This is a genomic window from Solitalea koreensis, from assembly GCF_900182575.1.
Classification (GTDB): Bacteria; Bacteroidota; Bacteroidia; order Sphingobacteriales; family Sphingobacteriaceae; genus Solitalea; species Solitalea koreensis.
Genome location: NZ_FXSZ01000006.1, coordinates 24,816 through 43,945, shown reverse-complemented (window position 1 = coordinate 43,945; position 19,130 = coordinate 24,816). Strand labels below are relative to the sequence as shown.

21 protein-coding genes are annotated in these 19,130 nt (G+C 36.3%); 6 read left to right on the top strand and 15 right to left on the bottom strand.

Features of this window, described 5'->3' with window-relative positions; all coding sequences use genetic code 11:
- Nucleotides 1-52: 52 nt before the first annotated feature.
- Nucleotides 53-382, bottom strand: coding sequence for an ArsR/SmtB family transcription factor (locus FN756_RS10205; protein WP_142603953.1), 330 nt, complete (start codon nt 380-382; stop codon nt 53-55).
- Between the two features lie 111 nt (nt 383-493).
- Between FN756_RS10205 and FN756_RS10200 the strand changes: the two genes are divergently transcribed.
- Complete coding sequence (locus FN756_RS10200; protein WP_142603951.1) at nt 494-1,552, top strand: class I fructose-bisphosphate aldolase; 1,059 nt, start codon at nt 494-496, stop codon at nt 1,550-1,552.
- A 58-nt stretch (nt 1,553-1,610) separates the two neighbouring features.
- Here the strand turns inward: FN756_RS10200 and FN756_RS10195 are convergent, their stop codons facing one another.
- From FN756_RS10195 to fbaA, 3 genes are all read right to left on the bottom strand, one after another.
- The gene (locus FN756_RS10195; protein ID WP_142603949.1) at nt 1,611-3,014 is read right to left on the bottom strand and encodes an alpha/beta hydrolase family protein; all 1,404 of its coding nucleotides are present in this window, start codon (nt 3,012-3,014) and stop codon (nt 1,611-1,613) included.
- Between the two features lie 87 nt (nt 3,015-3,101).
- Nucleotides 3,102-3,527 carry a GNAT family N-acetyltransferase gene (locus tag FN756_RS10190; RefSeq protein ID WP_142603947.1) on the bottom strand — a complete coding sequence of 142 codons (426 nt, stop codon included), beginning with the start codon at nt 3,525-3,527 and terminating at the stop codon, nt 3,102-3,104.
- Nucleotides 3,528-3,657: 130 nt separating this feature from the next.
- Entirely contained in the window at nt 3,658-4,749 is a 1,092-nt protein-coding gene (fbaA, locus tag FN756_RS10185; protein WP_142603945.1) for a class II fructose-bisphosphate aldolase, read from the bottom strand.
- A 260-nt stretch (nt 4,750-5,009) separates the two neighbouring features.
- On the opposite strand from fbaA, the gene accD reads away from it, so the two are divergent.
- Nucleotides 5,010-5,855, top strand: a complete 846-nt coding sequence (accD, locus tag FN756_RS10180; RefSeq protein ID WP_142603943.1) for an acetyl-CoA carboxylase, carboxyltransferase subunit beta — start codon at nt 5,010-5,012, stop codon at nt 5,853-5,855.
- A gap of 71 nt (nt 5,856-5,926) precedes the next feature.
- On the opposite strand, the gene FN756_RS10175 is transcribed toward accD, so the two are convergent.
- Both FN756_RS10175 and glmM read right to left on the bottom strand, forming a co-directional pair.
- Nucleotides 5,927-7,063, bottom strand: coding sequence for a cysteine desulfurase family protein (locus FN756_RS10175; protein WP_142603942.1), 1,137 nt, complete (start codon nt 7,061-7,063; stop codon nt 5,927-5,929).
- Nucleotides 7,064-7,222: 159 nt separating this feature from the next.
- Nucleotides 7,223-8,602, bottom strand: coding sequence for a phosphoglucosamine mutase (gene glmM, locus FN756_RS10170; RefSeq protein ID WP_142603941.1), 1,380 nt, complete (start codon nt 8,600-8,602; stop codon nt 7,223-7,225).
- A gap of 250 nt (nt 8,603-8,852) precedes the next feature.
- Here glmM and FN756_RS10165 point away from each other — a divergent pair, with 250 nt between their 5' ends.
- Genes FN756_RS10165 through FN756_RS10155 form a run of 3 tightly spaced genes read left to right on the top strand, consistent with a single transcriptional unit; the run spans nt 8,853 to nt 10,882 of the window.
- The gene (locus FN756_RS10165) at nt 8,853-9,599 is read left to right on the top strand and encodes a class I SAM-dependent methyltransferase (RefSeq protein WP_142603940.1); all 747 of its coding nucleotides are present in this window, start codon (nt 8,853-8,855) and stop codon (nt 9,597-9,599) included.
- A complete protein-coding gene (locus FN756_RS10160) occupies nt 9,592-10,164 on the top strand; it encodes a phosphatase PAP2 family protein (protein ID WP_142603938.1) in 573 nt (190 codons plus the stop codon). The genes FN756_RS10165 and FN756_RS10160 overlap by 8 nt, the downstream gene beginning before the upstream one ends.
- Nucleotides 10,151-10,882: a ZIP family metal transporter gene (locus tag FN756_RS10155; protein WP_142603932.1), complete on the top strand. Its 732-nt coding sequence runs from the start codon at nt 10,151-10,153 to the stop codon at nt 10,880-10,882. Before FN756_RS10160 ends, FN756_RS10155 begins: the two co-directional genes overlap by 14 nt.
- A gap of 78 nt (nt 10,883-10,960) precedes the next feature.
- Here FN756_RS10155 and FN756_RS10150 read toward each other — a convergent pair whose 3' ends face one another.
- The 9 genes from FN756_RS10150 to FN756_RS10115 all read right to left on the bottom strand — a co-directional run bounded on the left by FN756_RS10150 (nt 10,961) and on the right by FN756_RS10115 (nt 17,187).
- Nucleotides 10,961-11,407 carry a MarR family winged helix-turn-helix transcriptional regulator gene (locus FN756_RS10150; RefSeq protein ID WP_142603931.1) on the bottom strand — a complete coding sequence of 149 codons (447 nt, stop codon included), beginning with the start codon at nt 11,405-11,407 and terminating at the stop codon, nt 10,961-10,963.
- Nucleotides 11,408-11,442: 35 nt separating this feature from the next.
- A complete protein-coding gene (locus FN756_RS14475; protein ID WP_185955246.1) occupies nt 11,443-11,613 on the bottom strand; it encodes a DUF5522 domain-containing protein in 171 nt (56 codons plus the stop codon).
- Nucleotides 11,613-12,554, bottom strand: coding sequence for an MBL fold metallo-hydrolase RNA specificity domain-containing protein (locus tag FN756_RS10145; protein ID WP_142603928.1), 942 nt, complete (start codon nt 12,552-12,554; stop codon nt 11,613-11,615). Before FN756_RS10145 ends, FN756_RS14475 begins: the two co-directional genes overlap by 1 nt.
- Before the next feature lie 33 nt (nt 12,555-12,587).
- A complete protein-coding gene (gene coaE / locus FN756_RS10140; RefSeq protein ID WP_185955245.1) occupies nt 12,588-13,181 on the bottom strand; it encodes a dephospho-CoA kinase in 594 nt (197 codons plus the stop codon).
- Entirely contained in the window at nt 13,181-14,149 is a 969-nt protein-coding gene (locus FN756_RS10135; RefSeq protein ID WP_142603924.1) for a CdaR family protein, read from the bottom strand. Before FN756_RS10135 ends, coaE begins: the two co-directional genes overlap by 1 nt.
- A 107-nt stretch (nt 14,150-14,256) precedes the next feature.
- Nucleotides 14,257-14,592, bottom strand: coding sequence for a preprotein translocase subunit YajC (yajC, locus tag FN756_RS10130; protein WP_142603922.1), 336 nt, complete (start codon nt 14,590-14,592; stop codon nt 14,257-14,259).
- A 30-nt stretch (nt 14,593-14,622) separates the two neighbouring features.
- Nucleotides 14,623-15,048, bottom strand: a complete 426-nt coding sequence (locus FN756_RS10125; RefSeq protein ID WP_142603919.1) for a DUF1573 domain-containing protein — start codon at nt 15,046-15,048, stop codon at nt 14,623-14,625.
- Nucleotides 15,049-15,099: 51 nt separating this feature from the next.
- Nucleotides 15,100-16,038, bottom strand: a complete 939-nt coding sequence (gene nusB, locus FN756_RS10120) for a transcription antitermination factor NusB (RefSeq protein ID WP_185955244.1) — start codon at nt 16,036-16,038, stop codon at nt 15,100-15,102.
- A gap of 48 nt (nt 16,039-16,086) precedes the next feature.
- On the bottom strand, nt 16,087-17,187 hold the full coding sequence (locus tag FN756_RS10115) for a Leu/Phe/Val dehydrogenase (protein ID WP_142603917.1): 1,101 nt from the start codon (nt 17,185-17,187) through the stop codon (nt 16,087-16,089).
- Between the two features lie 146 nt (nt 17,188-17,333).
- On the opposite strand from FN756_RS10115, the gene FN756_RS10110 reads away from it, so the two are divergent.
- Nucleotides 17,334-19,124, top strand: coding sequence for an ABC transporter ATP-binding protein (locus FN756_RS10110; RefSeq protein WP_142603916.1), 1,791 nt, complete (start codon nt 17,334-17,336; stop codon nt 19,122-19,124).
- The last annotated feature ends 6 nt before the right edge of the window (nt 19,125-19,130 follow it).

The following is a 19,130-nucleotide window of genomic DNA, read 5'->3' as shown; positions in this document are numbered from 1 at the left end:
GTAAATCGAATGATATTAATCGCAAAATACCGATTAATATCATCAAAAAATTTTAACAACAATTAGTAATCGGCTTCCAACTTCCAAACAACACATTCAACTCATCCTGAAAATGTTTCCAAACAGCACCATTGATACAGTAGCAAACACTAGTGCCCTCAATTGTTCCCTGAATTAAACCCACTGCTTTTAATTCTTTTAGATGCTGTGAAATGGTAGCCTGAGCCAAGCCGATTTCTTCGACAATATCTCCACAAATGCACTTATTTACCTTAATAAGATATTGGATGATGGCAATTCGGGCAGGATGAGCCAAAGCCTTCATCAATAAAGCTAGTTCATTTTGTTCGGCTGTATAAATATCTGTTCGGCTAACCCCCATTGCTCTTATTATATATCGCAATATTACGATTAATTAAATCTGAAATCAAAAATTATTTCAAATTATTTTTTTAGTAAATTATGTTATAAAACGATCAACACTCTCACTCCTATGTCATTACAAGCAATCACCAAAATCCTTGGCGATAAAGCATCTTTCCTGCTGGATCATCAATCAAAAACTGTTATAAAAGAGAACCTCCATTTACCGGGCGCCGATTTCGTGGATCGTATGTTTTCGGGAAGTAATCGATCAAATCAGGTAATTCGGAGCCTACAAACCTTGTATGGCCATGGCCGATTAGCAAATACAGGGTATTTATCCATACTTCCGGTTGATCAGGGCATCGAACATACGGCGGGAGCATCTTTTGCACCTAATCCTATCTATTTCGATCCGGAAAACATCGTAAAACTCGCTATGGAAGGAGGTTGTAACGCAGTTGCCTCAACTTTTGGAGTACTAGCGTCTGTATCGAGAAAGTATGCACACAAAATACCCTTCCTTGTAAAGTTGAATCACAATGAGCTCCTAACCTACCCTAATAAATTCGACCAGATTATGTTTGGCTCAGTAGAAGATGCCTGGAACATGGGCGCAGTAGCAGTGGGGGCTACCATTTACTTTGGATCGGAAGAGTCTAATAGACAAATCATAGAAGTTGCACAAGCCTTTGAACATGCTCATGAATTAGGAATGGCAACCGTACTGTGGTGCTATGCCCGTAACAATGCTTTCAAAAAAGATGGTGTGGATTACCATGTAGCCGCTGACATTACTGCTCAAGCCAATCACCTGGGTGTAACCATCCAGGCTGATATTATTAAACAAAAACTCCCGGAAAACAACGGCGGATTTACAGCAATCGGCTTTGCCAAATCAAACCCTAAAATGTATACAGAATTGAGTTCAGAACACCCTATCGATCTTTGCCGCTATCAGGTGTTGAATTGTTATGCAGGCAGAATAGGATTAATTAATTCAGGTGGAGAATCAAAAGGCGCAAGTGACCTAACAGAAGCTGTTACCACAGCCGTAATTAACAAACGGGCAGGGGGACAAGGATTAATAATGGGTCGGAAATCTTTTCAGCGACCTATGAAGGAAGGCATTGAATTATTAAACGCTGTTCAGGATGTTTACCTGGAGAAAGGCGTAACGATTGCGTAAGGCTTTAACTATTGGATGTCTTAGCTAAGTAAGGATGACATCCAATAGAAAACTTTTATTACTTAATCTCTTGCTTTAACCAATCACTCATCAATTTCAATGCTTTAGGAGAAAAGGTTTCTTCAATTTGTTCGTATTCATCAATCGTACCGGTAGTTGCAGTTTGGAATAAATGATTTAAACCTTCCATTGCAGCAAACGTGCAGTGTTTGTTTTTAGCTATAGATAAATTCCTACTTAAAGCTTCCAAATTCGATTGATATTCTACTTGTAAATCTTTTGTTCCGTTCATTGCCAAAACAGGGCATTTTACTTTTTGCAGGTAAATTGAAGGATCAAAATGGATAAAATCCGAATACCATGGAGCGGTCCAAATTTCAGTACGACTTTCAACAAAAGCTTCTTTTGAGCCCAATGCTTGTTGCTCAATTGGGCTGAGTAAATTCCAAAAAGCTTCAAATTGTGTCCGTAATTGTTGATTATTTTTTTTTGATCCTGAAGCCGTTATTGACGTACAATTTTTAATCAAATCCGATTCTTGATTAATTCTCTCCTCTGGCGTATGGTTAGCAGCTCTAATTAACCTGTTTTGAGTAAGGATCACATCAGAGCCTTTAATTCCGGGGCCTGCCAATAATACGATGTACGCTATGTCTTTGGATTGAGCAGCTATCATCGGAGCAATGTACCCTCCCTCACTATGCCCAATTAGGCCAATATTTTTCTGGTCAACATCGTTGCGTGTTTTTAAGTAACGGACTGCAGCTTTGGCATCCTCCGCAAAATTGTATAATGATGAGTTGGCAAAACTACCTGTCGACTTACCAAAACCTCGGTCATCATAACGCAAAACAGCAAAACCATTTTTAACCAGATAATCAGCAATCACTAAAAACGGCTTATGATCAGCCATGGTTTCATCACGATCTTGCGGGCCTGAACCTGAAATTAAAACCAGCACAGGGTATTTACCACTTGTACTGGGGTGACTAAACGTTCCCGAAAGCGTAACAGAATCTTTAGTATTATGGAATGAAATATCTTCATTAACATATTCAAAGGGCGGTTTGGGTTCCTGCGGCCGGTTTGCAGCGTCCTTTTTTACTTCAGATCTGCTCAAGTTTAGTTCCTTTGAAATGGAACCTTGACTTAATTTGCCATTTATCTGCTGAAAATCTTTATTAACAACACCTACATAATTAAAGCCAATCCTTTCAATACTTAGCTGAAGCGTATCATTATTAATTGTAATTTTATCAACAGCAATCCCAAAAGCTTTCTGATCGGGGCTATCCATAGTAGCCTTGAATGCATTGCCTTGTTCTGAAATATGAAATGCAAGACGCAGAGAGATTCCTAAATCAACGCGTCCAAACCAATCTCCTGATATGTTAGCTGATTGAGAATAAGTATTCAGAGCTAAAAAGATTATCGATGTAAAGAAGATTAGTTTTTTTAACATAGGATAAGAGGAAATTATGGATGATAAATCATGAATTCTAAATGAAACTATTAACTATGGCCTATCGACAATTGACTGCGCCATTATCTACATTTTTAGCACCATCTTATAGTGGCCAATTCCAGCTTCTTCAAAACGTTCACCTTCAATTACAAAACCATGCCTTAAATACAAACCAACAGCAGATTCTTGTGAATGAAGATAAATTTTCTTTCCATCAGAAGGAATGTCATCCAACACCGTTTTCACCAATTCAGAACCCACTCCATTCCCTCTGGCTTCGGGTAATACGGCAAATCGCTGAAGTTTATAACCTTCATCGGTTGTAATCCAACGTGCCGCTCCAACTATTTTTCCATTTAAAGTGGCCACATAATGAACCGCACCTTCGTCGTCATAGTCATCGTATTCAAGGTCGGCCGGCACTTTTTGCTCTTCAACAAATACTTTCCTGCGTATAGTAAAAACATCCTCAAGATCTGTTCGTGAATGAACCTGTTTAACTTTTATCATTTCCAAAATTGCGAGTTGTGAATTTTAAATCAATACAAACTATAAAAAAAAGAGCTTTCCGCAAAACTGGAAAGCTCTCATTGATTACAAACGAAGTTCATTCATAATCTAAAATTCATCATTATTTTTTTTAAATGCGACCGTGAACGTTAATTGCGTTCAAATCTTCAAATGCTTGAGTTAAACGCTTAACGAAGGTTTCTTCGCCTTTACGCAACCAAACACGTGGGTCGTAGTATTTTTTATTAGGAGCATCAGCACCAGTAGGGTTGCCAATTTGTCCTTGTAAGTAATCCTTTTTATCATTGTAGAAATTCAAAACGCCTTCCCAGAATGCCCATTGCAAATCGGTATCGATATTCATTTTGATGGCACCGTAAGAAATAGCTTCACGAATTTCTTCCTGCGATGAACCTGATCCACCATGGAACACGAAATCAACTGGTTTATCACTTTCAGTATTGTGTTGTTTCTTGATGAAGTCTTGAGAGTTTTTCAAGATGATCGGTTGCAATTTTACATTACCTGGTTTGTAAACACCGTGTACGTTACCAAAAGCAGCGGCAATAGTAAAACGATGACTGATTTTACTTAATTCAGTATATGCGTAATCAACTTCAGAAGGTTGAGTATATAACTTAGAGCTATCCACATCCGAATTATCTACACCATCCTCTTCTCCTCCTGTAACACCTAGTTCAATTTCTAAGGTCATACCGATTTTGCTCATACGGGCAAGGTATTCTTTACAAATGTGAATGTTTTCTTCAAGAGGTTCCTCTGAAAGATCAATCATATGCGAAGAGAATAATGGTTTACCGTGTTGCGCATAAAATTTCTCACCAGCCTCTAACATCCCATCAATCCAAGGCAATAATTTTTTTGCGGCATGATCAGTATGCAGAATAACTGAAACACCATAATGCTCGGCTAACAAGTGAACATGCTGAGCCGCTGAAACAGCACCCAAAACGCAAGCTTGCAAATTATCATTGTTCAAGGTTTTACCAGCATAAAACTGCGCTCCTCCGTTTGATAATTGAATAATTACCGGAGAGTTTACAGCCTTAGCAGTTTCCATTACTCCATTAATTGAATCAGTACCAATAACGTTAACTGCAGGTAAAGCAAATTGATATTGTTTAGCTAATTCGAATAATTCCTGCACCGCATCACCGTGCAAAACGCCCCTTGAAATTGAGGCCTGTATTTGATTTGACATAAAACTACATTTTGAATAACAGGTGGTAAATATACTAATTAAACTGTTTTATGATAACCCAACAAGCAAAGATTTTTCAAACAATAATTGACACAATATTAAAGTTTGTATTAATACTTTATATTTTATCTAACAAAACTCTTACTTCATTACACAATTACCAATTTAGACATAATTTAAAATCTGTATTACTACTTAAAAAGGTGGTTGTTTATAATACTTTATTTTTCTTAATTTGCACCCCCATTAATAAATAACATATGAGTTGGTTTAAACGCGTTAAAGAAGGTATTACTACTAAAACCGAAGAAAAAAAGGAAACTCCAGATGGCATGTGGAATAAATGCCCTTCGTGCAAAAAAGTATTACACTCTTCAGAGCAAGTAGAAAATAAATATGTATGCCATAATTGCGGTTATCATTTACGCATTGGCTCAAGAGAATATTTTGAAGTTTTATTTGACGACAATCAGTATACAGAGCTATTTAGCGAACTTACCTCTGGTGATCCATTAAATTTCTTTGACACCAAAAAATATACTACCCGTATTATTGAAACCATGGGTAAAACCGGTTTAAAAGATGCAATTCGTTCAGGTCATGGTAAAATCGAAGGTCAGGACCTTGTAATTGCTTGTATGGACTTTAATTTTATCGGTGGATCAATGGGTTCGGTTGTAGGTGAAAAGATTGCCAGATCAATTGATTACTGCTTAGAACATAAAGTTCCATTCTTGATGATTTCAAAATCAGGTGGAGCACGTATGATGGAAGCCGCTTTCTCGCTCATGCAGATGGCTAAAACTTCAGGTAAACTAGCCTTACTTTCTGAAGCTAAAATCCCTTACATTTCATTACTTACCGACCCAACAACTGGCGGTGTTACTGCATCGTTTGCTATGTTAGGAGATATCAATATCTCTGAGCCAGGAGCAATGATTGGTTTTGCCGGACCACGTGTTATCAAAGAAACTATCAAAAAAGATCTTCCAAAAGGTTTTCAGAGTGCTGAATTCGTTTTAGAACACGGTTTCCTGGACTTCATTGTAGACAGAAGACAAATGAAAGCGAAAATTGCTTCGTTTTTGAGAATGGTGACGAAATAAGACTAATCTAATCATAAACAAAAATGGCTCAAGAACACCTTGAGCCATTTTTGTTTATATAGCAAAATCAACTATGCTTCAACAGGAATGATTTGTTTTAGTTTTTCGATCACAAAATCAATCTCCTCTTTAGTATTGTATTTACAGAAAGAAAAACGAATTGCAGGACGATTTGAATCGGCACCAATGCCTGTAAGTACGTGCGAACCCACATTCGATCCGGATGAACAAGCACTACCGCCTGATGCTGAAATACCATTAATATCCAGATTAAACAGCATCATGTCACCCATATCTGATTCAGGAAAAGATACATTTAGCACGGTATATAAACTTCTCTCAGGTTCCGTTTCACCATTAAATGACACATCTGGAAAATTAGCAATTAACTGCTCTTTCATGTATGTTTTTAAACCCTGGACGTATGTTTGGTGTTGTTCCATCTCATTGTAAGCGATTTCAAGTGCCTTAGCCATACCAACAATACCGTACACGTTTTCTGTTCCGCCGCGCATATTGCGTTCTTGAGAACCGCCGTAAATTAAGGGTTTAATCTTTACTTTATGATTAACGTATAAAAAGCCTACTCCTTTGGGTCCGTGCAATTTATGAGCAGCGCATGCAACAAAATGAACTTTTAGTTTATCTAAATCATGAACATAATGCCCCATTGTTTGCACCGTATCACAGTGAAATAATGCATTGTATTGTTCACAAAGATTACCTACACGTTCAACATCAAGAAGATTACCAATTTCGTTATTGGCGTGCATCAACGACACAAAACTGCGTTCATTGTTTTTTAACAACTCTTCCAGGCTCTCGTAGTTCACATTTCCCTTCTCATCAAGCTCCACAAAACTTAGTTTAATGGCACCTTTTTTCTCCATCTCTTTTAAAGTATGAAGAACGGCGTGATGTTCAATTTTAGAAGTAATAGCATGAGTAATTCCGTTATCAATGATACCACAACGAATAGCAGTATTGTCAGCTTCAGTACCTCCTGAAGTAAAGAATATTTCGGATGGAGAAGTGTTTAAAAGTTTGGCAATCGTTTTACGGGACACCTCTACAACAGAACGCACCTCACGGCCTTGCGCATGGATGGATGAAGGATTTCCGTATTTGTTTTCCATCACATCAACCATCACCTTAATTACTTCTTTATCAATTGGTGTAGTGGCAGCATTATCTAAATATACTCTCATAAACTAAGATTTTTTGATTGGTCAGAGATATTAAAATGGTTTATCATAATCTCTGGTTAAATTTATATTGGGCTGGCTAAAGTCAATAAAAGATTTGATTTTTAAAATATCAACCTTTGTTTTTTACTTCGATTTTAAACAAGTAATAAACATTTTACATTAAATCAACTCTTTGAAATCAGCGATGATCTTATTGGCCAAAGCTTGAGCAACCGTTTCAGAGTTTCCTTCAGAATAGATACGGATAATCGGTTCAGTATTAGAACGACGCAAATGCACCCATTGTTTATCAAACTCGATTCTTACACCATCAATAGTGATCATAGGTTGTTTATTGTATTTCTCCTGTATCTTTTGCAAGAGTGAATCAATATCCATACCCTCGGTCAGTGTAATTTTATTTTTTGAGATATGATACGATGGATAGGTACTACGCAATACAGACATATTTTTCCCAAAATGTGCCAAATGCGATAAGAACAAGGCAATACCTACCAAGGCATCACGGCCATAATGTAATTCAGGATAAATAATACCACCATTCCCTTCACCACCAATTACTGCATTGGTTTCCTTCATCTGATTCACAACGTTTACTTCGCCTACAGCAGCGGCTGTATATTTTCCCCCATGCTTTTCAGTAACATCCTGCAAGGCACGCGTTGATGAAAGATTGGAAACAGTGTTGCCTTTTTTATGCTTTAAAACATAATCAGCTACAGCAACCAAAGTATATTCCTCACCAAACATACTTCCATCTTCACAAACAAATACCAAGCGATCCACGTCAGGATCAACCGCGATACCCATACTTGCATTTTTTGCCTTTACCTCTTGTGCAAGTGCGTTTAAGTTTTCCGGAAGAGGTTCTGGATTATGAGGAAACTGTCCATCAGGAGTACAGAAAATTTCATGTATTACTTCAACCCCCAAAGCCTTTAACAGCTGAGGAACAAAAATCCCTCCCGTTGAATTCACCGCATCCACTACAACACTAAAATTTGCTTTTTTAATAGCCTCAACATCGACGATTGGAAGCCCAAGTATTTTATCAATATGCTTTTGAGCATACGATTCGTCTATCGTAACCTGACCTAAATGGTTAACATCGGCATATTCTAAATCGCCTGAATCAGCAATGCTAAGCACTAACTTACCATCTTCATCAGAAATAAATTCTCCTTTATCATTCAATAATTTAAGGGCATTCCATTGTTTTGGATTATGGCTGGCAGTAAGTATTATTCCTCCACCTGCATTCTCTTCAGGAACAGCTATTTCAACCGTTGGAGTAGTAGAAAGTCCCAGGTCAATAACATCGATTCCCATTCCTTGTAATGTACCCACTACCAGATTGCGTACCATATCCCCTGAAATGCGGGCATCTCTACCTACAACAATTTTATTTTTACCGGTTTTATCAACCACCCATTTTCCAAATGCTGATGTAAACTTTACCACATCAACAGGGGTTAAGGCATTGCCAGGTGTACCACCAATAGTACCCCGAATTCCAGAAATAGACTTAATTAGTGTCAAAATAAACTTAGTTTAAATTTGTGAACAAAGTTAAAAATTATCGTAGTAATGCATTTATCACGTAGAAATCCGAATGAATACCTCCGTCTGAAAAATGTTTGCAAAGTTAAAAATTAACACGATTACGGAAGAGTTAATATTTGTTAAACAATTAACTTTTATTAATCATTATAACTTTGGTTCAAATTGTATTTGAAAGTGGTTTTTTATAAATTGTATAGCTCAAGGGGTATTTATATATTTGCTGCATATGCCTGAAAAAACAAAAAAATGGTACCACAATTGGTTTGACTCCCATTACTATCATATCCTTTACAATCAACGTGACGAGAAAGAGGCTGAGCTTCTGATGGATAACCTTTGTGTTCATCTCACTCCGTCTGCAGATGTAAAAATCTTAGATGTAGGCTGTGGCCGTGGCCGGCATTCTATTTATTTGAATAAAAAAGGATATAATGTTACAGGAATTGATCTTTCTCCTGAAAACATCAAGTTTGCTACCGCTTCAGAAAACAACAAATTGCATTTCTATGTACATGATATGCGAAATTTGTTTTACATCAATTATTTCGACATCGTATTTAACTTATTTACCAGCTTTGGTTTCTTTGAGAAAGATCTCGACAACCAGCATGCTGTAAATATGTTCACAAAATCAATCAAACCGGGTGGAACATTGGTGCTTGATTTCATGAATGCTGAAAAGATTCGAAAAAATCTGGTAGTTCGAGAAACCAAGCAAATTGGGAATATTGAGTTCCATTTACAACGAAAAATTGTGAACCAATCAATCGTTAAAAATATTGATTTCGAGGATAAAGGGCATCAATTTGCCTTCAAAGAGGAAGTAAAAGCGCTCACCATTACTGATTTCGAACGCTATTTTACCGAAGCAGGTTTATTAATTGAAAGCATTTTTGGTGATTATGATTTAAATCCCTTCATCGCTGAATCTTCAGACCGTTTAATTTTTATCTGTAAAAAACCTAATGATTGACCAATTACTAAACCTTGATCGTAAACTTTTTATTTTTATTAACTCAGGATTATCAAACTCCATGTTTGACCTGATTATGCCTTGGTTTCGAAATCCATTATTTTGGGCTCCTCTTTATTTATTCATGATTATATTCTTTATAAAAGAATATAAAATCAAAGGCTTATACCTCATCGGATTTCTACTCCTTACTTTTGCAATTGCTGATTTTACAAGTGCCAGCATTATAAAGCCAGTATTTCAGCGCCTGCGACCTTGCAATGATGTGAGCATGGCCGGACAAATTAACCTATTAGTTAACTGCGGAAAAGGTTTTAGCTTTGTTTCATCACATGCAACCAATCATTTTGCAATTTCCTTATTCCTGATCGGTACTTTTGGTAAACGTTGGCCTTGGGTTATTGCAGCGAGTTTAATTTGGGCTGCTGTTGTGAGTTTTGCTCAAGTTTACGTAGGCTTACATTACCCGATTGACGTATTATGCGGAGGTTTATTAGGGGCACTTATTGGAGTGCTAATTTCAAGTTTGCAAAAAACTGTATTTACATTAGATGGAGATTATTAAGAGCCTTATCCTTTTCTCGAGTCCATTTTTAGGAGGTCTTTCCGTTTTCTTTTTTAAGCAGAGTAACAGAAACAACCTTAAACTCATTTTATCTTTTAGCGGTGCTTATTTATTTGCTATATGTGCCCTGCACTTGATGCCCGAAGTATATGAATCACACAATCATTTAGTTGGCGTTTTTGTACTGGTTGGATTTGCATTTCAGATTATATTAGAACAATTTTCTGAAGGAGTTGAACATGGTCATATGCATGTTCATGCGCATCATCATGGACCAGCGTTCCCATATGGACTAATGGCTAGCTTGTGTTTGCACGCTTTTTTAGAAGCCATTCCGTTATCAAGCAGTAGCTCACAAAACGAACTTTTATTCGGAATTGCAGTACACCATATTCCGGCTGCATTTGCACTAGGAAGTATTTTATTGCAGAGCCATATCAGCAAACCTGTTACGATAGGCATGTTGGCTATTTTTGCATTAATGTCGCCAATTGGTTTTTTAATGAGTACAGCAATGAGTCATAACGCGTTGGGAGTTCTATCGCAGTATTTTGACTATATCATGGCCGTGGTAATTGGCATCTTCTTACATATATCCACTACGATTTTGTTTGAAGCTAGCGAAGATCACAAATTCAACTTCTACAAAACCATAGCTATTTTTATGGGTGCAGGTATAGCCATAGCTTTATTTTTTGCAAGAGGAGCAGCGCATTAAGACTTGAAGGTTTAGGTTTTTAGGTTAAAAGTTTCAAAAACAGACATCGGTCTTGATCCTTAAAACCTCTAACCTAGTCTACCCTCTCATTTTGTCCAACAAATTATTGAGAAGAATAAGTTCGTCCTCTGAAATATTATTTTCAATCTGCTTTTTCATTGCCTCATCACTAATCTGCTCAAGCAATGCAAGCCCTTTTAAGGTAATTAACAAATCAACTGCCCTCCTATCGCTTTTGCATGTTTTTCGCTCAACTAATTCTTTTTTCACCAAGCGGTCAACAATTCTTGAAACATCCGACATCTTATCAAGAATACGTTCTTTAACGAGATTTAAAGTAGCAGGATTGGGATATTGTCCGCGTAAAATGCGGAGCACATTGAATTGCTGAGACGTAATATCATACGGATCTAGCACCTGGCGGAATTGAGTTATCAACCAGCTTTGTGTAAACAAGATGTTTATAATAGCTTTTTGAGTGTTACTTTCAAATTTGCTTTGTACTATTTCTTTTTCAATCTCCATATGCTATAACATCAAACTAATTACAATACATAATATTATTTTTTTTCATTTTGTTTGTAAGCGCTTTCCTTTGAATGCTTAGCGTAATCCCAAGGACAGTTCAAGCAGCCATTTTTACAACAATAGCCCCGTTTTAAATGATATTCTCGGGTAAAAACCAAAAGCCCATTTGCATTTACAATATAATCAATCCCCTCTACCAACATTATTCATTTAAAATTTTAACATCTATCTTACCTTCAAGATGTTCTTTAAGCTGTCTTCCATCACCGTGTAAGGTCCAAATTTGGGATGGTTCAACCTTATCGATTAAGTTAATTATTTCTTTCCAATCGGCATGATCACTTATAAAAAGTTTTTCATCACATTCAGATTGCAGAAAATCCCAGCCTGAAGCAAATACTTTCAAAACATCACGACTATGACGATAACTTGAAAATGTTAGAGGTGGAACAATATACACATTATCAGCAGAGTGCTTTATTGTTTTACGATCGTAAACTTGCCATTTGCCAAGATTAACACCAAATCCTTCATACACTCTATGAATAGGTGCGATGGAGTAATGCGCTAAAACTCGCTTTCCGACACAATAATTATTAATGAGCTGAGTAATTCGCTGGGCTTTCCCTAATGCATAGGCTCCTAAAATGATATTCCCTTGCATGGAGTTTAGCTTTATTATCTCTTGTTCAGCATCAGGGTGCACGGTTTCTTTGTTTGCAAAAGTAGTTTCAGTAATAAGCACATCCGCTTTTACAAAATCAAACGCTTCAACTGTTTCATCGGAAGCTAACTTAAAATCTCCGGTATACAGGTAGCGTTTCCCATCAATTACAATAAGAACTTGGGCCGAACCCAAAATATGACCTGCACTGAAGAAACTTATAACAGCACTGCCAATGGTGAAAGTTTCACCATATTGATAAACAAGAAAATTTTTGCCGGCATTTTTTTTATATCGAAGATCCATGATTGCTTTTGTTGGAGCGGTACAAAAAACATTTTGCGACCCTCCTACCGCATGATCGCCATGCGCATGAGATATAACTGCATTTTTAACCGGCCTTTTAGGATCAAGGTAGAAATCGAAAATCGGACAATACAAACCAATATCCGTTAACACTATTACTTCTTCGATTGGCATTTTTAGAGAATTATATATAATGGAGTAAATATTTTAAACAAGCTGTTTAGTAAACCGATGATGGAGTGCCATTATTTGCGGAATAACTGCAATGGTTTCATCATTATTAATTATAAAATCAGCCATTTTTATTTTTTCATTTTCAGGCATTTGGTGTTCGATCCGGCTTCTAACCTGCTCTTCTGAAGCAGCATCACGTAACATCACCCTTTGTATTCTCAGATCTTCAGGAGCCGTAATTATTAGATTGTAATCATTATACTTATACGAATTGCTTTCAAACATTAATGCAGCCTCTTTTATTACATAAGGGCAATTCATTTGTTGTTTAACCCAACGTTCTCCAGCATTGATTACAGCTGGATGAACCAATGAGTTAAGTAGTTTTAACTGGGCAGCATCATTAAATACGATGGAGGCCAGTTTTGCTCTATAAAGCTTTCCATGCTCATCATACACATCTTCTCCAAAATTAGCCTTTATTGCTTGGATCAGCAGCGCATCGGTTGTCATTAAACTTTTTGCTTGCTCATCTGCATAAAAAACAGGAATACCCAGCAATGCAAATATTTTGCTTACTGTGCTTTTTCCACTACCAATTCCCCCTGTAATTCCGATTTTAAGCATCACTTATTTACAATAAAATCAATAGAGGTTGGATAAATACTTACAATTCGAATAAAATCCGGAGAGCGCAACATTTTCACCATTAACTTTTCTCTTCCTTGTTTCTTCCATTCATTTAAATCTACTATGACCTCAAACATATCGGGTTGGACTTCATGAAATCTGCTAACAGGACAAAAGTACTTTACTTTTATTTTAGGAGGTAGTAAATTAACTTCGAATTTCTCCTGATTATTAATCATTGTGAGCAAAAGTTCAATATTTCCTTCCGTAAAACGTTCAACAGGAATACTTACAGAAATGATATCTGGAATCGGTCGTACTGAAGGATTTACCGATGGCATTAATTTCACTTTACTCATCACCGAGTCATCCATTTCTGATAAATTCAACGAAACAGTTTTCCATTCATTTATTTTTTCAACCTGATCAATAGGACCATTTACAACTACACTATCAGGAAATAAAAGAATAGGGGATGACAAATGATATTGTTTTTGATAACTAAGGATCCCTTGCAAACGAACAGGAACCTTTTTCACCATTCTACTACTAAAATCAAAGCTTATTTGTTCAGGATTAACCGAAATGATTTTTTGACGACCCATAAGTTGCAAGTTAAAAGCATCAATGTTTTTTTTCAGCGAAAGTGTATTGCTATTTCCTAAATTTTTTAAATCAACTTTCAAGAGTTTCTTCTCCAAATTTAGTTTTGAAAATAACAGCGCCCAACCAGTGCCCTCTAGCTTTAATTTTGCTTCCACTACAGGATCAATATTTAATATTCTATCCTGCGGTATATTGACAAATTCCAATTTTGCATTTATTTGGTAACTGTACTTTTGCGAAAGGGCCACAATTAACCAGGTAAAAACGGCGATTAACAGACATGATATAAACACAGTCAACTTTTTTCGTTTTCGTGAGCTGATCGTATAACGGTTTCTATTTTTGTTAGATGCTTCCAATAGATCGATTTGAGCGTTTTAGTTCGTTTTTTACCAAAATAATAATATTAGTTCAAAAAAAAGCCATCTGCTTTTTACAGATGGCTTTTCACTATTTGTTCTAAAATTTATTTCAAGTCTTCTGAAGGAGTTGTATTTGCAGCTTTTGAATTATCCAATGAAATAGCCGAACGCAAAACACGGATACGTACATTATGGTCAACCTCAATTAAAAATGTATCAGGCGCAACCTCTGCAATTTTACCTTGAATGCCGCCAATGGTAACTACTTTATCACCTTTTTTAAGTTCTTCAATAAACTTTTTTTGATCCTTCATTTTTTTAGTTTGAGGACGGATCATGAAAAAGTAGAAAACTACTGCGATTAATACTAATGGTAAAAATGTGCTCAATGGATTTTGCCCAGGTTGTTGAGCCATCAATAAAACGTTTGAAATGGTCATTTTTTATTTTATAATATTACGAGATTAAAATTACTTTGCTACTACTTCGCCAAACAAATGTAGTTCTGTTTGTACTGGATTTGTGTTTGCTGTAACTGTTATTAACTTCTCCTGCATGCCTACCCGGCCTTCTGAATTAAACTTCACATCAATTTCCCCTTCCTGTCCCGGAGCAATTGGATCTCTGGCCCAGTTAGGAGTTGTACAGCCACAACTAGCATGAACATCGGAAATGATTAATGGTTTATCACCTGTATTCTTAAACTTATAGGAATATGATACAATCTCTCCATCGGTAACTTTACCAAAATCATGATGATCTTCAGTAAAGCTGATACTAGTTTGCTGAGCAGGGTCAACAGCTTGATTTCCCATATCTGAAGCCTGATTTTTTGAGGTTTGCTTGCAACCTGTCATCAAAACTACAGCTATGAGAAGCATAGCAACTTTTTTCATGTTTATTTAAAAATTAGTTTAACAGTTATGTTCAAGGTGTCAAATTTAATATTATTCAACTAAACCTCTACCTGTTTTACGAATCTTGTTTTCTGCCTTCAGATCAATTAAAATCTTATCCAAAATACCGTTAATAAACATTTTGCTTTTAGGAGTACTGAACTCTTTAGAGATATCAATATACTCATTGATGCTTACTTTCACAGGAATCTGATTAAAGTTCATTAACTCACATATTGCCATCTTCATTAAAATTGTATCCATGTATGCAATACGTTCAGCATCCCAGTTTTTTGTTTTAGCACTGATGTATTCTTGGTACTCTGAATTATTACGAATTGTTAAACGGTACAAATCAATGATAAAGTCTTTATCATCTATCCAATTGGCCGAAATTGGAGCAAAACGTTGCTTGGTTTCACTGAACTCTAATAATGTTTTACTAACCATGCTATAAACTGTAGGTTTGTCAATTGGCCAGTTAATAAAACGTTCTTCCATCATCTGCTCTAACAGAATCGATTTGGGAAACACTTTTTTTACAAGAAAAGTTAGAATGTCGCGATCTTCTTTCAGTGTATGCTCTTCGGACTGACAGTAAATTGCATATTCAGGAGTAACGCTCAACTCTTTAAAAAGAGTTCTGATGATTTCCTGATCATTACTGAAATTGATTTTTAAACGTTTAGTTTCTTCGATCAGGTTATTAAATACCGTTAATTGCTTAATGAGCTGATTTGAGGCCAGCCTGGTATTTACATTAAGATCTTCTTCTGTTGGGATGTATTTTGAAGCACGTTCCTGAGCATCGATCTCAGTATAATTAGCGACTTCAATAATTAGATTCAGCAGGGTAAGGTAAGATTCGTTGACCTTGGCCACGTTTTGAAGCAAGCTTTTTTCAAAAGCTTGAATATCTTTGACTTCCGCCTGGTAAAAAGCATACAGGGTTTGTAATACCTTTATTCGCAAGTGCCTTCTGTTAAGCATGTATAAAGAACAATAGTTTAATTAAGCCGCGAAAATACTAAAAATTATTCAACTATTTGCTTTCATTCTTTTAATATCCGAAATACGCTTTTCGGCTATTTTCAGCGCAGCCTGATTAGCAGTAAGCATCTCCCGCTTCGATTTGCGGAATATTTCCAGTGTTACCTGATAAATATTCTCCGTTAATTGCATGGCTCGTTTTTTCCCTGTTCCGGTAATCTCTGAATAAACACTAATTAAGCCTCCGGCGTTAATTAAAAAATCAGGAGCATAGAGAATTCCTTTATCCATTAACAATTGACCATCCAACTCTTCATCAGCAAGTTGATTATTGGCAGAACCGGCAATTATAGAACATTTTAAACGCTGCAGCGTATCCCTATTAACCGTTCCTCCTAATGCACAAGGAGAAAATATATCAACATCAAGATCATAAATCTGATTACTAGGAACAATAATAGCGTCATATTTTCGAGCTACATGGGTTAATCTGTCTTCAGAAATATCACTAATATAAACCCGAGCATCTTCTTCACGTAGTAATTTAACCAGATGTTCTCCTACATTTCCAATCCCTTGAACAGCAACAGACCTACCAGAAAGGCTATCACTTCCCCATAATTCTTTTGCGCTGGCTTTCATACCCATATAAACACCATAGGCTGAAAAAGGAGCAGGATGACCATGCCCGCCCATAGCTTCTGACACACCTACAACATGAGGAGTTTCCATACGAATAAACTCCATATCTTTCGTATTTGTACCTACATCTTGAGCCGTAATGAATTGTCCGTTGAGATTATTAATAAATCTACCAAAACGGCGCATTAAAACTTCGCTTTTCTCACGATTTGAATCGCCTATAATCACCGCATTGCCACCTCCAAAATTAAGACCAGTAATTGCTGCTTTATAGGTCATACTGCGTGAAAGTCGGAGAACGTCATCAAGTGCTTCATTCTCATTATGATAATTCCACATACGAGTACCACCGATTGCTGGGCCCAACGTAGTATCATGAATAGCAATGATTGCCTTTAACCCTGTTTCAGCGTCTAAACAGTACACAATATTTTTATGTGAATTTTCAGACATCAGATTAAAAATGGTGTGCTCTTGCACTGAATTGACTTCTTTGACGTTTAGCATATCCTTAAAAACGTAGCGAGTAAAAAAAAATCATAGATAGGAACATTGGCAAATCTATATTATTATTCGAATAAAACAATACTTCATAGTAAAAACACATATCTCGCTATGAATTGGTATTTTTATCCCCAAAAAACTTTTGTTTCATGAAAGAGCTCAAGCACCTAAACAAGTATTTCTATAAATATCGATACCGCTTAGTTTTGGGTTTCATTTTTGTCACTATTTCAAACTTTTTCGGTGTTATTCCGGCCAAAATCATTCGAATTGCTTTTAATCTTGTAAGTGAGAACATCACTCTATACAAACTATATGCCGACTTCGGCTCACAAAAAGGCATATATTCAATATTTAGTAAGACAGTACTGATTTTTGGCTTGACCGTTTTGCTTATGGCATTACTCCGAGGTGTGTTTTTGTTTTTCATGCGACAAACAATAATTGTTGTTTCCCGACTTATTGAGTACGATATTAAGAACGACATTTATGCTCATTACCAAGACCTAAGTTTGGCTTTTTATCGCCGGAATAACACTGGTGATTTAATGAATAGAATAACCGAAGATGTAAGCAGGGTGAGAATGTATGTTGGCCCGGCATTAATGTATTTAATCAACACAATTGTTTTGTTTTTAATGGTAATTTCTACCATGGTAAGCATCAATTTAAAACTAACTGTTTACTCTTTGTTACCACTACCCATTATGGCGGTAATCATTTACTATGTAAATTCAATTATTCATCGCAAAAGCGAACATATCCAAGAACAACTTTCTAACCTTTCAACTTTTACTCAGGAAACTTTTTCAGGAATGAGGCTTTTAAAGGCATACGGCCGTGAAGAGCAGATCCAGAGAGACTTCGAAGTTCAAAGTGAAGAATATAAACGTCGTTCGATGAATTTGGCTCGGGTCCAAGCTTTTTTTTACCCTACTGTACTTTTGCTAGTAGGCATAAGTGTAATATTAACTGTATATATAGGAGGCGTAGAAGTTAAAAGTGGGAATATCACACCAGGAAACATTGCCGAGTTTATTGTTTATATAAATCAGTTAACATTTCCGATGATGTCATTAGGTTGGGTAACGTCACTTATTCAACGGGCTTCAGCATCACAAAAGAGGATTAATGATTTCATGCACACCAGGCCGGAAATTGTTTCTACCGAAAATCTTAAAATTAAAATACAGGGTCGAATTGAATTCAGGAACGTAAATTTTACCTATCCAGACACGGGGATTCAAGCCTTAAAAAATATTTCCTTCACTGCTGAGCAAGGTGAATTTGTCGCAATTATTGGCCGCACAGGCTCCGGAAAATCAACTATTGCCAATCTAATTGCACGAATGTATGACGCTACTGCAGGTGAACTATTAATTGATAATCGAAATATTCGCAATTATACTACAGAAAGCTTACGAAGTGCAATGGGCTTTGTACCGCAAGAGGTGTTTCTGTTTTCAGATAAAATCAGTAATAATATTGCCTTCGGAGTTGACAGATTCGAAAAGGAAGAAGTATATGAAGCAGCTCGCAATGCTGTAGTTTACGATAATATAATGGCTTTTCCTAAAGGTTTTGAAACCACCATTGGTGAGCGTGGTATCACGCTTTCAGGAGGACAAAAACAGCGCGTTTCAATTGCTCGTGCCATTATCAAAAAGCCTCAGATCATCATTTTTGACGATTGTCTTTCAGCGGTTGATACAAAAACAGAAGAAGAGATCCTGAGTAATCTTGGAAAAGTAATGATTGGCAAAACAAGTATTATTATTAGCCATAGGGTATCCACTATAAAAAACGCAACTAAAATATTAGTTCTTGATAAAGGAGAAATTATTGAAACAGGAACTCATGAGCAATTAATAGAAAAAAAAGGAACATATTTTGACCTGTATGAAAAACAATTATTAGAAGAAGAGCAATTATTGAACTAATAACTA